Origin of the sequence: Citrobacter tructae (assembly GCF_004684345.1) — a bacterium.
Taxonomy (GTDB): domain Bacteria; phylum Pseudomonadota; class Gammaproteobacteria; order Enterobacterales; family Enterobacteriaceae; genus Citrobacter; species Citrobacter tructae.
The window spans coordinates 3,258,072-3,271,096 of record NZ_CP038469.1; the positions used below are offsets into that span (position 1 = coordinate 3,258,072).

12 protein-coding genes and 1 pseudogene are annotated in these 13,025 nt (G+C 49.6%); 2 read left to right on the top strand and 11 right to left on the bottom strand.

Annotated elements, in window-relative coordinates; translation table 11 throughout:
- Positions 1 to 26: 26 nt before the first annotated feature.
- The 9 genes and pseudogenes from dtd to yihU all read right to left on the bottom strand — a co-directional run bounded on the left by dtd (position 27) and on the right by yihU (position 8,706).
- A complete protein-coding gene (gene dtd / locus E4Z61_RS16290; RefSeq protein WP_135323671.1) occupies positions 27 to 464 on the bottom strand; it encodes a D-aminoacyl-tRNA deacylase in 438 nt (145 codons plus the stop codon).
- Positions 461 to 1,333 carry a virulence factor BrkB family protein gene (locus E4Z61_RS16295; RefSeq protein ID WP_135323672.1) on the bottom strand — a complete coding sequence of 291 codons (873 nt, stop codon included), beginning with the start codon at positions 1,331 to 1,333 and terminating at the stop codon, positions 461 to 463. Before E4Z61_RS16295 ends, dtd begins: the two co-directional genes overlap by 4 nt.
- Positions 1,327 to 1,926 carry a glucose-1-phosphatase gene (gene yihX, locus E4Z61_RS16300; RefSeq protein ID WP_135323673.1) on the bottom strand — a complete coding sequence of 200 codons (600 nt, stop codon included), beginning with the start codon at positions 1,924 to 1,926 and terminating at the stop codon, positions 1,327 to 1,329. Before yihX ends, E4Z61_RS16295 begins: the two co-directional genes overlap by 7 nt.
- A gap of 75 nt (positions 1,927 to 2,001) precedes the next feature.
- Positions 2,002 to 2,895: an aldose epimerase family protein gene (locus E4Z61_RS16305; protein ID WP_135323674.1), complete on the bottom strand. Its 894-nt coding sequence runs from the start codon at positions 2,893 to 2,895 to the stop codon at positions 2,002 to 2,004.
- Positions 2,885 to 4,251 (bottom strand): annotated as a pseudogene (locus tag E4Z61_RS16310) (MFS transporter). Before E4Z61_RS16310 ends, E4Z61_RS16305 begins: the two are co-directional and overlap by 11 nt.
- Positions 4,252 to 4,354: 103 nt before the next feature.
- Positions 4,355 to 5,788, bottom strand: coding sequence for an MFS transporter (locus E4Z61_RS16315; protein ID WP_135323676.1), 1,434 nt, complete (start codon positions 5,786 to 5,788; stop codon positions 4,355 to 4,357).
- Between the two features lie 71 nt (positions 5,789 to 5,859).
- Complete coding sequence (locus tag E4Z61_RS16320; protein ID WP_135323677.1) at positions 5,860 to 6,870, bottom strand: zinc-dependent alcohol dehydrogenase; 1,011 nt, start codon at positions 6,868 to 6,870, stop codon at positions 5,860 to 5,862.
- A gap of 32 nt (positions 6,871 to 6,902) precedes the next feature.
- Positions 6,903 to 7,790, bottom strand: a complete 888-nt coding sequence (locus tag E4Z61_RS16325; protein ID WP_135323678.1) for an aldolase — start codon at positions 7,788 to 7,790, stop codon at positions 6,903 to 6,905.
- A gap of 25 nt (positions 7,791 to 7,815) precedes the next feature.
- Positions 7,816 to 8,706 (bottom strand): sulfolactaldehyde 3-reductase, encoded by an 891-nt coding sequence (gene yihU / locus E4Z61_RS16330; protein ID WP_135323679.1) that lies wholly within the window; start codon positions 8,704 to 8,706, stop codon positions 7,816 to 7,818.
- A gap of 172 nt (positions 8,707 to 8,878) precedes the next feature.
- On the opposite strand from yihU, the gene E4Z61_RS16335 reads away from it, so the two are divergent.
- Together E4Z61_RS16335 and E4Z61_RS16340 are read left to right on the top strand one after the other, a co-directional pair.
- The gene (locus tag E4Z61_RS16335; RefSeq protein WP_135323680.1) at positions 8,879 to 9,775 is read left to right on the top strand and encodes a sugar kinase; all 897 of its coding nucleotides are present in this window, start codon (positions 8,879 to 8,881) and stop codon (positions 9,773 to 9,775) included.
- Between the two features lie 39 nt (positions 9,776 to 9,814).
- Entirely contained in the window at positions 9,815 to 10,603 is a 789-nt protein-coding gene (locus tag E4Z61_RS16340; protein ID WP_135323681.1) for a DeoR/GlpR family DNA-binding transcription regulator, read from the top strand.
- A 64-nt stretch (positions 10,604 to 10,667) separates the two neighbouring features.
- Here E4Z61_RS16340 and E4Z61_RS16345 read toward each other — a convergent pair whose 3' ends face one another.
- Both E4Z61_RS16345 and E4Z61_RS16350 read right to left on the bottom strand, forming a co-directional pair.
- A complete protein-coding gene (locus E4Z61_RS16345) occupies positions 10,668 to 11,933 on the bottom strand; it encodes an MFS transporter (protein ID WP_135323682.1) in 1,266 nt (421 codons plus the stop codon).
- A 103-nt stretch (positions 11,934 to 12,036) separates the two neighbouring features.
- On the bottom strand, positions 12,037 to 13,017 hold the full coding sequence (locus tag E4Z61_RS16350) for a sugar phosphate isomerase/epimerase family protein (protein ID WP_135323683.1): 981 nt from the start codon (positions 13,015 to 13,017) through the stop codon (positions 12,037 to 12,039).
- Positions 13,018 to 13,025: the final 8 nt, after the last annotated feature.

The following is a 13,025-nucleotide window of genomic DNA, read 5'->3' on the forward strand; positions in this document are numbered from 1 at the left end:
TACCCGCGACCACGCCGGAAGCTGGTTCATACCTGTAACCAGAACGTCACGGGGCCATCATTAACCAGTGATACCTGCATATCTGCAGCGAATCGTCCGGTTTGCGTATTCATCTCCTGTTGGCGACAACGCTCAACAAAGTATTCATATAGCGCTTCTGCACGATCGGGCGAAGCGCCCTTTGAGAAGCCCGGGCGCATGCCGCGTTCGGTATCTGCCGCCAGCGTAAACTGCGACACCACCAGCACGCTGCCGCCTGACTGCTGCACATTCAGGTTCATTTTGCCTTCGGCATCGCTGAAAATTCGATAGCCGAGCACGCGTTCGCACAAGCGGTTCGCTTTTTGTTCGTCATCATCCCTTTCGACACCTAATAAGACTAAAAGTCCTGGGCCAATTTCACCCGTCACCTCGCCCTCCACGGTGACGCTGGCACGGGTTACGCGCTGAATCAATGCAATCATGGTTGGTCTGCTTCTTCTTGTTCTGCGGCTTGTTTGAGTTTGCGGTATTCACCGAGAGTGACAGTTATTTCTGCGCCTAGCAAGACGATACACCACGTCCAGTATACCCAGACGAATAAAATGGGGATCACCGCCAGTACGCCGTAAATAAGCTGATAAGACGGAAACATCGTGATATAGAGCGCAAAGCCTTTCTTCCCGGCTTCGAACAAAACAGCGGCAACAAAGGCACCAATAACTGCATCGCGATTGGGTACGCGCGTAGTCGGTACAATGCTGTAAAGCAGCCAGAACGAGAGCCAGGAGAGCACTAGCGGCAGCATCCTCAGAACGTTATCAATAACGGTATTGAGTTCGCTGGCCCAGCGCAGGGACAAAAGATAAGAGCTGATCGCCAGACTGGCCCCCGCCAGCAGCGGACCCAGCGTTAAAATCATCCAGTAAACGGCGAAAGAGTACACTTTAGGTCGCGTGCGTTTGCTGCGCCAAATGGCATTCAACGCGCTGTCGATGGCATACATCAGCAATAGCGCCGTCACAATCAGCCCACATGCACCGACGGCCGTCATTTTGTTCGAGTTAGCGACAAACTGTTCGATATAGCGCTGAATAACGTCGCCGGTGGCCGGGATAAAATTAGCGAAAATAAAATGTCGTAGCTGAATGCTGACGTCGGAAAACATCGGAAATGCGGCGAAAAGAGCAAAAACAACGGCGATAAGCGGCACTAACGAGAGCAGTGAGACGTAGGCAAGATTACCTGCCAGCGTCGTCATGTTGTCTTCGTCAATGCGTTGCCATAATAGCTTCAACCAGGCCCGTACAGGACGCGTATGGTGCCTGGCTTTTTGATGCACGTTTTTTAGCATAGCAACTTCACGAAATAGTCAGGAATAGTCGTTTTATCGACGACCTGGATGCTGGTGATCCCTAACTGGTTAGCCCCTTCAATATTATCGGCGTTGTCATCAAAAAAGACCGCATCCGCGGCAGAAAAACCTTCGGACTGCAGAACATGCTGGTAAATCCGCGCTTCTGGTTTACGCATGCCAAGTTCCTGAGAAAGATAGATATGGTCCGCCGCCTGACGCACTTCAGGATACTCATCCGGCCAAAACGTTGTATGGAGACGGTTGGTATTCGACAGCACGACCACTCGGTGTCCCTGTTCGCGTAGCTTATGCATGATGTCGATGACTTCGGGGCGTAATGCAACGAAAACGGCCTGCCAGCCGTGGGAAAATTGCTCATAACTCAGCGGCAGCGCCATGTCGTGACACAGCGCCTCGGCAAAGGCCTCATCGGTTATTTCCCCCCGCTCATGCTGACGAAAAGCCTCCCCCATGGTGAAACTTTGCTTTAGCGAAGCCAGCGGTACACGGCTCAGATCGCTCCATGTGCCTAACACGCGATTGAAGTCGATATCGACAATCACATTACCCAAATCAAAGATATAGAGCATGTCCTTCTCCTTACTCGCCGTGGATGAATAACTGTAGCGGGAAAGGAGAAGTTTGACTATGTGTGCCGACAGCGATTATTTACCTTCATCGTTAAATTGCCAGCGCGACTCAATCACCAGCGGAAGTCCTGCGCTAACAAACTGCGGTGTTAGATTAATGGCATTAGGTGCCTGAGTGAGTGGATTAACACATGTCGCGTCGGGTTGTTTATCGAAGACAACCAGGCTTTGTGCCGCCGATGTCATCACCATGCTCAGCATGCCTGGCCATTGTAATCTGACATTCAGACCGGATGAAAAGCCGAAGCAGTCATCCCACGGGCCCGATTGCGGGGGAACCTTCTTACCTGTTGGCAATTCGTTGCTCCCGGCCTCTTCCTGCCAGTCGGCATTAAATAGCACCTGCAACTCTGCGTCTTCATGCAGTGGGTCAAGGTGTTTAGCAAACCAGGGATGCCAGCCCGCTGATGCTGGGAATGAGTCCGATACGGAGTGAATTTCAAGACGCAGAATTAGCGCGTCATCCTCAAGAGTCAGCATTTGCAGAACCTCGCCCTCCCAGGGCCACGGTGACCCCAACGGCATACGCAGCATCACCGCATCCGCCTTTTGTTCTACGACTTCCCACGCTGAATAACAGGCCATACCATGCAGAGCATGAGGCGGCTTATTAGCCGGCAAAAGATACTGGTTTTCCCCCAAGTTCAGCGTCGCATAGCCAAGTCGTCCCGCCCAGGGCACCATCGGGAAGCAACCGTATTGAAATGCCCTACGCTGCGATTCCCATTGCCGTAACACTTCAAAACCAAACGCCTGTAATGACGTGATTCGGGCGCCATCTTGCGGGAAAAGTTGCAGCCGTATATTGCCTTTTTCAAGCAGAACAGATTCCCCCACGGGCCCCAGCCAGGGGGTATCAAACGCACGCTGTAATGCTTGTCGATATTCGGAATTCAGTTCAGTGTTCATATGATTGTTCTCTGATATTTCGGTAAGAAGTTAATTCGTATTAGCGTCATTTTTATTGTCTGAATGTGGCTCGATAAGCCAGACGCAAATAAATGAGAGTATTGAGATAACAAACAAAAATAGTGCGACATACCACGGCTTACCACCACCCAGGGCCAGCAGGCTGGACGCAATTAGCGGGCTTAACCCGCCCAAAATCGCGGAGAACTGATAGGCAAATGAAAGGCCTGTGTAACGGACCCGGGTACCGAACATGCGAGTAAACAGCGTGGGCTGTACAGCAAACATCATCGTTGGTCCGAGGTTATAACCCAGGATCATACTGCACCAGATAATGAGTGTGCTTTTCGTGTCCAGCAGCAGGAAAAAGGGAAAGGCAAACAAGATGCAAAAACCTGCCCCAAACAGATACATTTTCCGTTGCCCAACGCGATCAGAGAACCGGCCAATCAGGGGACAACTCACAATGCCAATCGCCGAGGCGATAAGCATACCGGTTAGCGGAATATCCCTTGATAACGCAAGCTGACTGGAAATATAGACAATTCCAAAAGCGTTAATGATGTTGGACGAAACGCTCTCAGCCAACCTGGCACCAAGCGCCAACAAAATATTACGAGGGTGTTTACGGAAGAGTTCAATCAGCGGCGGTGCCAATTTTTCATGTGACTTGGCAGATTTCTGTTTTTGAAAATCCAGCGTTTCTTCGGTATGAAGTCTAATGAACAACCCGACAATCAGCATGATGGCAGAGAGCCAAAATGGGATACGCCATCCCCAGAAAAGAAACTCCTCCTGAGTCAGGAAGTGATTACATAGTGCGAACACACCTGTCGCCAACATAATCCCAACCGAGGCCGCCGTTTGCGGGAGCGAACCTAAAAAACCACGTTTTCCTTCGGGGGCAGATTCAATAGTCATCAACGCCGCACCGCCATACTCCCCACCCAAGCCAAATCCTTGAATCAGGCGCAGAGCCATCAATATAATCGGTGCCCAGATACCAATGTCCTGGTAGGTGGGTATAAAACCGATTAAGAACGTTGAGGTACCGACGATACCTAATGTCCAAATCAACGTTATCTTGCGGCCAACTTTATCGCCAAAGTGGCCAAAAACAATGCCCCCAAGTGGGCGCGATAAAAAACCTACGCCAAAGGTCGCAAATGCAGCGATCAACCCAATAAACGGATCGCTGTTAGGGAAAAATAGCGGGGCGAAGACCAACCCTGCTGCGGTTCCAAAAATAAAAAAATCGTACCACTCCATCAACGCACCGGCAAAACTGCCCATGACAACGCGTCTCATGGCTTTGCCGGATAGTCCTTCTTTTGGTACCTGTTCACTTTCAGCCATAACTTTCCTCTCCGGGTCGGCGAGAAATCTGCGGAATAACCCACTGACTAAGTGGAAGAAACTTTTTTGAAAGTGCGCCGACTTACGCCGACGCGCTTACTTACTATTTCTCCAGTTCAGCCAGAACCTCGGCATCTTCAGCGTCAACATTGGCGCCAAGGGGTTCCCACTTAATCAATACGCATGTCAGGAATCCGAGGAAAGGAACGATCGCCAGCCAATAGAACGCTTCCGTCTTTAACGCGCCCCACAGCATAGGCCAGAAAATCAGCCCAGCAATCGCCCCGGTGCGCATAATGGCACGTGCGAACCCAACCCCAGTCGGACGAATCGTTGGCGGATAAGACAGCGTGGCGATGGTCATCCCTAAGCCTCCAGGGCCTGCTGAATGGAAGAAAATAATGGCACCTAACAGACCTAAAGAAAGCCATGGGTTTGTCGTTGCCAGCGCACCTAACGCCAGCAGCGCTATCGTCACGATGGCGAAGCCATACATCGACTGGAGACGTGTGCCTAAACGCTGGAGGATAAGTGATCCGATTAGCCCGCCGGTGATCCCACACAGCGCGTTCACTACCGCAGAGCCACTAAGCGCACCGGTTAATCCTCCGCTCAATATCCCTGCCAGGGTCAGCGGCAAATAAACGCCCACGGCGTTGTATTGCCAAGCCTGCATGGTGGCCACGACACAGCCAAGGATGGTCCGTTTGCGATAGCGTGAATTAAATAAGATGCCGTATCCGCCATGAAACTTACTGTCTGTTTGTTCCGATGAGGTATTACCACGTTGTGACGGATCCGCAACGCGAGCATGAACACCATAGCGCTTGGCCAGAATGCCGCAGGCCTCATCATAACGTCCGACTCGCGCCGCCCACATGGCGGATTCACCAATAAAAAAGTATCGCAGGATCATGATAATGACAGCGAAAATCGCCCCAACGAATATCCCGTAACGCCATAATTGTTCTTCAGCAATGCCCGACAACAGCAGCGGGAGCAGCACGAGATAAACAACGGTGGTTGATACATACCAGGCCATTTGCCAGAGGTTGACTGACGAACCCGTTTTCTTAGATGTTGAACCACGCAGCTCTGCGACAGCGTTCGTTGCTAGTGGAAAATCAATACCCAGACCAAACCCCATAATTACGCGACAAACCAGCACCCACCAGATGTTGGGTGCTATCGCGACGGCCGCAGCACCAATCGTGCACAATCCCATCCCGATGATAAATGCGCGCTTTTGACCAAAGCGGTTAATCACGCGGTTCGCCAGTAATCCGCCAATCAGAGCCGCGACTAAAACAGAGGCGTTAACCGTTGCCGCAAGCCCCGGTGAAATACCGAATTGCAAGGCAATATATTTGTTACCAAACCCGACCATCGCCGCCTGATAAGCATCAATAAGGATGCCTCCGAGGGCGATGAAAATAATGCCAACGCTGGTATTCACTGCTGAATGTTTATTAACAATATCAATCACGTCCTGTGGACGACCAATTGAATAAGGTGCAGGACTGGTGACGTGACTCATCGCAGTATCCTTTTTTTCATTGTTGTAAGGTGGCGCTGTCGTGAAACAGCGCCAGACAGAGGGTTACACCATCAAGCCTCAGCAAACTGCAGCATGACTTTTATCGAGTCATTTTGCTGCGCACGTTCAAATGCTTTTGCCGCATCTTCAACCGGGAAAAGATCGGTCACCAGTTCACTGGTATCAAAGCGTCCATCCGCCAGCCACTCAATTACCGCATCGAAATCTTCTGGGATATACATGCCGGAATTCAGCAGGTCGCGTTCGAAACGCTGCATCATAGGAAGCGGAATTTCACGAGGGCCACTCGGTACACCCATGCATACCACTGTTCCCCCGGCATAGACGTGGGTAAAGGCATCATTCAGTGTGGCCTGAGCAGCAACAACATCTACCGCGCCTGTAAAGCGCTCCTGAGGATCCAGTTCACCCGGGGCCCAAACCTCTGTCGCGCCAAGTTTTAACGATAACGCACGCTTGGCAGCATCAGGTTCGATCACGGTGATTTTTCCCGCCCCCATAATGCGCAAAGCCTGAACAATGGATAAGCCAATGGTTCCTGCGCCAATCACTAACACACTCTCCAGCGAAGCTTTCGGCATCCGGCTCACACAGTGACGCGCACAGGCAGCCGGCTCGGCAAAGGCCAGTGCTTTCAGCGGCAGAGAGGCAGGTGCAACATGGCAGTTTCGCGCCGGGACAATATGCTGTGAGCGAGCAAATCCTGGCGCGCGGAAACCAGCAACCTGCGGCGGCTCGCACAGATTGAAGCGACCCGCCTTACAGGCACGGCACTCCATACAAGCCATAATCGGATCGACAACAACATGATCGCCCGTTTTGACATTTGTCACCTCACTGCCCACTTCCGTTACGCGTGCTGCAATTTCATGCCCAGGCACAACCGGAGGTTTTGCAAATGGATGACCACCTTTTAGTACATGCAGGTCAGAGCCACAAATTCCGTAGAATACCGGAGCGATGCGAACTTCCTGCGGTTTAAGTTCCTGGTGCGGCAGCTCAATATACTGGGTCGTCACTTTCCCAATATCAGAAAAGAGAACTTGGGTAATTTTTTCCATGGTTCTGCTCCAGATTCACTAAGAATGGGTGATTAACGCTGAGAAATACCTTCATCCACAATTTCAGCAAGACGTTGTAAACGTGGGACAGACACATCACGCAGCATCGTTTGCGGATCCTGTGCACCCACGACCGACGCCCACACAGCACGCCCAGCCAGGAACCCGGAAGCACCACCCTTCATGGCGATGCGCACTGCACGACCAAAGATATCGGCATCAACCCCAGAGGAAAGAATGACCCATGGCATTTTCATATGTTCATGAAGCTTTTGACATGCAGTAAGCAGGGTCTGTTCGTCGCCCTTGCCACCTAATGGCATTTCGACTTTATAGAGATCGGCATCAGTACCGCCAAGTTCAGCCGCAGCGGCGAGAATGGCGCTTTCACGATCGAATTCCCAACCACGGCGTGGAGGGCGGACGACCGGTTCGATGATGCTCACCAACCCGGCGCTACGACAACGTTGGACAAACTCCTCGACCATAGCCAAACGAGCTTCTGCCGGTTCATCTTCACGCCACAGTACCAGCAGTTTCATTGCTTTCGCGCCCATCTCACGGGCTTTATGAGGGTCAATTGCCATGTCGATTTCAACGCTATCAACCGGAATACCATTGCCAGGGACAAAATGGTCAGCCGCCACAATCAGACCACAGGAATCGGCTATCGCACCTTGTGACACGATCTGTTCGAGACAAAATTGTTTATCAGCAAGCACCGCTGAAGCATAGGGTGACAGAATCTGGGTTGCCGCAACTTTAAAGTCAGTTAATACGCTGTCGGCAACCGGTTTTGGATGCCCGGAAGCAGCGAACATCAGGCGCATCGCCTCACGTTGATCGACAGCCAACATGGCAAATCCACCGCCTGGACGAGAAATATCTTTCAGCGTGTATGGGGTATTGTGGGAAGACATAGTAACTCCTGTGAACGTTTAAAATTTAAAGAGAATCTGGTCGGCCAGCCTGCTGACGAACCTGAGATAACAGCGCGCTCCAGTCCTGACGGCCTCTGCCATTTTCACTGGCGCTGGCGTAATAAGTTTCTGCCGCCATCCCCATATTGAGCGGGGCACCCGTCTGATTTGCGACATCAACTGCGATGCGCAGGTCTTTCAATGCCAGGTCCACCATAAATGCCGGAGATAAATCGCCCTTCAGCACTTTTCCTGGCCAGGTTGTCGTAAAGTGTCCTTTGCCTGCGGCAGTACCGCTCATGACCTTAATCGCGACATCCAGGCTTAATCCCAGGGACTCGCAAAGCACTGCGGCCTCCGCTGATAAGGCATTCAGCGCAATGCTCATGTAGTTGTTGATGAGCTTCACGCGGATCCCCATTCCAGGACCACCTGCTTCCACCAACTCATTGCCCATACACATCAGAACAGGACGCGCACGCTCAACCTGTTCAGACGTCCCCCCTGCGAGAATCAATAGTGTTCCATCGGTGGCGTTGACAGAGGTTCGACCCACTGGCGCATCCATCATGCTGATGCCTTTTTCTTGCATCTCATGAATCAACGCATCGGTCTGAAGGGGATGGATAGTGGACATATCAATCACCAGCGCATCGTGGGACACGCTTTCGCTCACACCATCTTTGCCTAGCAACACGTGCCGAACGATGTCGCCATTTGGCAGCATGGTGATAATAAATTCGGCGCCTTTAGCGGCCTCTGCTGGGGTTTGGGTGGCAATCGCACCTTTTTGTACTAACTCCGTAACGGCCTGCTGGTTTACGTCAAACACGCGTAATGTATGTCCGTGTTGCAACAGGTTGTTAGCCATTGGGCTGCCCATCTGTCCCAATCCCAAAAATGCAACGGTTGTCATGAACGGTCTCCTGCCTCAGGTTGACAAAATAATTACAATTAAAAACTCATTTTCGTCTGTTTTTGAGCATATTTGTAATTTATGACTAAAAACAAGACATGCGTCACTAATTTGATCATTTATGTCATTAAAATGAACAAAAGAAGACAAGTTCACATAGGACCTAACAAATATGACCAGAATTGCATGCGTTGGAATCACCGTTCAGGACCGAATCTATTCTCTGAACAACCTGCCTGATGGCGGGGGGAAATATCAGTCAAATCAATATATGGAGACAGGGGGTGGCCCGGCGGCAACAGCAGCAGTGGCAATTGCCCGACTCGGTATCGACGTCGATTTTATTGGCCGCGTGGGTGACGACAGCTGTGGGAACACATTACTGAACGAGCTTCGCAACTGGGGTGTGAATACACAATTCTGCCGTCAATACCCCAATGCACGTTCATCGCAGTCTGCAATTTTGGTTGATCAGTACGGGGAGCGCATCATAGTAAATTACCCGAGTCCTGACCTGGACACGGATGCACAGTGGCTGGAGTCGATTGATTTTACTCGCTATGACATGGTTCTGGCCGATGTACGCTGGCATGAAGGAACATTAAAATCCTTCAAGCTGGCGCGTGCCGCTGGTGTACTGACGCTGCTGGATGCCGATATGACTCCGCAAGACATTACGCCATTAGTGGCACTTGCCGATCATGCGGTTTTTTCTACTCCAGGACTTAAGCGAATGACCGGATTGGATGATGCAGGGCAGGCTTTAAAAATGGCCGCCAGTCACACAGATGGTAAAGTTTACGTTACGTTGGGTGGAGAGGGATCACTATGGATTGAAGAGGGAGATTTATGTCAACAGACCGCATTTTCTGTCAATGTGGTAGATACAACCGGGGCAGGGGATGTTTTCCATGGCGCCATGGCGGTTGCCCTGGCAGAGAAAATGCCGACCGAGAAAGCGATTCGCTTCGCAAGCGCAGTGGCAGCGATGAAATGCACGCAGCCAGGTGGACGAGCCGGAATTCCTAATCGTGCGCAAACCGAATCATTTTTGTCACTTTATGCGTAAAATAGCCAGTATTTACGGGGAAGAAGTCCAGGAGTATTCATGAGCATCATTGAAGTCACCGGTAATCCGCGACACGATCAACTTGTTCATTACATTACAGAACGCGGCTATATGAATATCGAAGAGCTGGCGCAATTGCTGGACGTTTCCACGCAAACGGTGCGCAGGGATATTCGTAAGCTTAGTGAGCAGGGTCTGATCACTCGCCATCATGGGGGAGCCGGACGCGTATCCAGCATCATGAATACCGCCTTCGAACAACGAGAGTTGTCACTTACCCAGGAAAAAGAAGCGATTGCGGAGGCGGTTGCCGATTATCTCCCAGAGCGTTGTACGGTTTTTATTACCATTGGTACAACGGTGGAAGCGGTCGCGCGAGCGTTGCTAAACCGTCGGGATCTACGCATCATCACAAATAGCCTTCGCGTCGCGCAAATCCTGTATAAGAATCAAGATATTGAAGTCATGGTACCCGGCGGAACATTACGTGCACATAATGGCGGTATCGTTGGGCCAGGGACGGTGAACTTTATTGAAGGGTTCCGTGCTGACTATTTGATTACCAGCATTGGTGCGATTGAAGAAGACGGTACGCTGCTGGAATTTGATGTTAACGAGGCGCTTGTCGCCAAGACCATGATCAAACATACGCGAAATACGCTATTGGTTGCCGATCACACTAAATTCTCAGCATCAGCCGCTGTGTCTATTGGTAATATGCGTAAAATACGGGCATTTTTTACCGATGCCCCACCGCCAAATTCTTTCAAGCAATTACTTGATGTAGAGAATATTGAGCTGGTCATTGCAGATCAGGAATCCTCCTGATTTTGTTGATAAAAAAGCCGCTGATTGTCAGCGGCTTTTTCGTTCTATCCGATAGAGAAGCGCATCACGCCTCTGCAGCTTGCAGCATTTTCTTTCTTTCGCTAATACGCTTAACCAGTAAAACAGAAGCGATCGCACCGCAGAAAGCGAAGCAGGCCATAATGCCAAACACAATTTTGTAGCCGAGAAGTCCTGGGTTCAAATCCAGAATGTATCCGTACATACTGAAGCAGAACATCGCCGGGGCATAGCCGATAAAGCTACCAAGCGCCATTGCCGCACCCGTTTGATTCTCTGCGATTTTGGCTTCGCCAATCGGGGCAAAGAATACGGCACGCTGGGTAAATACAATGGCACCGAAGCCCAGCGTACACACCATCCCTAAATAAACCGGCATACTTTCATGCGGTAGAACCATCAGCAGCAACAGCACCACTGTGCTGATTATAAATGTATAACATAAGTATTTACTCGGTGATTTCAGGATTTTATCCGAGATCATTCCACCAATCGGACCACCCACCATTTTCAAACAATATTGGTTAATGATCCCATAAGCCCCCACCAGCGCGACGGGCAGCATGTAAATGTTTTTCAGGAACGGGATGAAAAACGTTAATCCGCAATACACGGCGTAAACAAAAAAGACGTTGAAGGCGATTAACCAAATGGTCTTATCCTTCAGTACCGACGACATACTCGGATTTTTAGGCGCATCTTCAGCATCATGGATTTTTGCTGCGGGAATTTCTTCTTTATCGTTCAGAACAAAGAAGATGATGATCCCGACCATAATGACGATTGCAGAGTAGAACCAGATACCGGCCTTGAACCCCAACAGTCCGCTGCCAAACCAGGCAAAGACGGCCAGTGCAGAAAACGCGACGATCGTATCAACAATACCGCGACCCGTTTCAAAAAAGCCAAACAGACGCCCTTGTTGTTCACTGGTGCCAAGTCGACTAACAGACTTTAATAACACCGGCCAGTTCATCATGTCACAGGTAACACCAAACAGCGCCCAGACAAAGAGGATCCCCCAATAGCCAGGCATAGTGGTCAAATAAACCCCCAGCAACCCCGTAGCAATAAGGGAAAGAGACATGGTGTATTTACGCGGAAGTTTATCTGCAAAATAAATAGATAAGAAAAAACCCACGGTAGTCACAAATGAGTTCACCGACATCGCGTTACCAATCTGACCGTTTGTCAAATGGAAGTATTCCTGCATAGGAATATAGAACGCATCTTTCAGTGAGGGTAATTTATAAATTGTACCGCCACACAGTGTTAACAGGCTAAAAAGTGCCCATTTCTTTTTTGTGAGCATAGCATCCCCTAAATGATTAATTAAATCATTTTATTTAAAAAATAAATGTCTGCCCATTCACCTGGAATGGATTATGAATCCTAAAAAAAGACGTTAGAGATTATTAATTAGTTAGAATGTGATGCGCCTCATTTTTAATTTGCTGTAGCACGCTACGCACAAATTGTATTTGTTGGATGGCATCATTTTTTTCTTTAATCAAACGAGCTTCGAGAAGCTCTGGTTCCGGCAGCGGCGTTTCACTCATCTGGCGCCATGGGATCCACGGATTGTCACCTTCATTGTCGAAACGAAATGCCGGAGCATAGTAATCAACTTCTTCTTCCAGCCCGTAAGCCGTTACCTGCGGCTTCTCATCACCTAAGCAGATAAGCCTGGTCAGCAGATCTTTAAATGGCATATCCCCCTGACCCGAGGTACATGCTTTATGGCCCAGCCCCGCGTTCTCATTAACAATTAACGCATCTTTAATATGTACCTGGGTAATATGTGGTGACATCGTGTCTAGCGCCATTAATGGATGCTCGTTGGCATTAATCATATTAGCAAAATCAAACAGTAAAGAGAGCGATTCCATATCACTGTTCTGAATTAACGACACCAGTTCATGACTCTTTAAATCTTCATGCTGCTCTAAGGTAAAGGTCAATCCGCTATCCTGATAGCTATCGCGCAGATATTTGATATCCTGAGTAATTATTGCAATTACTTCCTGAAGATTACCTTCGTAGCGTGGATAAAATCTAACTGAAGAGGCACCAATTTTTAATGCGATAGAAACGGCCTGGTCAATGGCCTTTTTATCAGAAGAACTGGTCTCAATATGAAGATCAAGCTGTAGCTTACGCGCTTTATCGCCAAATGCAGACAGCGCATTATCGTTCATATTTTCAAGAGAATAGCGTTCGCCATCAAGAACGTGGATTTTCACACCACGCAGATTATTTTCACTGGCAATATCTAATAAATCATTTGGTAATATGCGCTCAACACGCATATTCAAATGATAAGCATAGGCATGAAGATAAAGGGGAAGGCTATCTACACGCGCCAGAATTTTATGTGCATTATCTTTAGTGACCATAAACGTAC

Coding starts and splice junctions, on each gene's coding strand:
- dtd (WP_135323671.1), bottom strand. CDS start 464: ATGATTGCATTGATTCAGCGCGTAACCCGTGCCAGCGTCACCGTGGAG.
- E4Z61_RS16295 (WP_135323672.1), bottom strand. CDS start 1,333: ATGCTAAAAAACGTGCATCAAAAAGCCAGGCACCATACGCGTCCTGTA.
- yihX (WP_135323673.1), bottom strand. CDS start 1,926: ATGCTCTATATCTTTGATTTGGGTAATGTGATTGTCGATATCGACTTC.
- E4Z61_RS16305 (WP_135323674.1), bottom strand. CDS start 2,895: ATGAACACTGAACTGAATTCCGAATATCGACAAGCATTACAGCGTGCG.
- E4Z61_RS16315 (WP_135323676.1), bottom strand. CDS start 5,788: ATGAGTCACGTCACCAGTCCTGCACCTTATTCAATTGGTCGTCCACAG.
- E4Z61_RS16320 (WP_135323677.1), bottom strand. CDS start 6,870: ATGGAAAAAATTACCCAAGTTCTCTTTTCTGATATTGGGAAAGTGACG.
- E4Z61_RS16325 (WP_135323678.1), bottom strand. CDS start 7,790: ATGTCTTCCCACAATACCCCATACACGCTGAAAGATATTTCTCGTCCA.
- yihU (WP_135323679.1), bottom strand. CDS start 8,706: ATGACAACCGTTGCATTTTTGGGATTGGGACAGATGGGCAGCCCAATG.
- E4Z61_RS16335 (WP_135323680.1), top strand. CDS start 8,879: ATGACCAGAATTGCATGCGTTGGAATCACCGTTCAGGACCGAATCTAT.
- E4Z61_RS16340 (WP_135323681.1), top strand. CDS start 9,815: ATGAGCATCATTGAAGTCACCGGTAATCCGCGACACGATCAACTTGTT.
- E4Z61_RS16345 (WP_135323682.1), bottom strand. CDS start 11,933: ATGCTCACAAAAAAGAAATGGGCACTTTTTAGCCTGTTAACACTGTGT.
- E4Z61_RS16350 (WP_135323683.1), bottom strand. CDS start 13,017: ATGGTCACTAAAGATAATGCACATAAAATTCTGGCGCGTGTAGATAGC.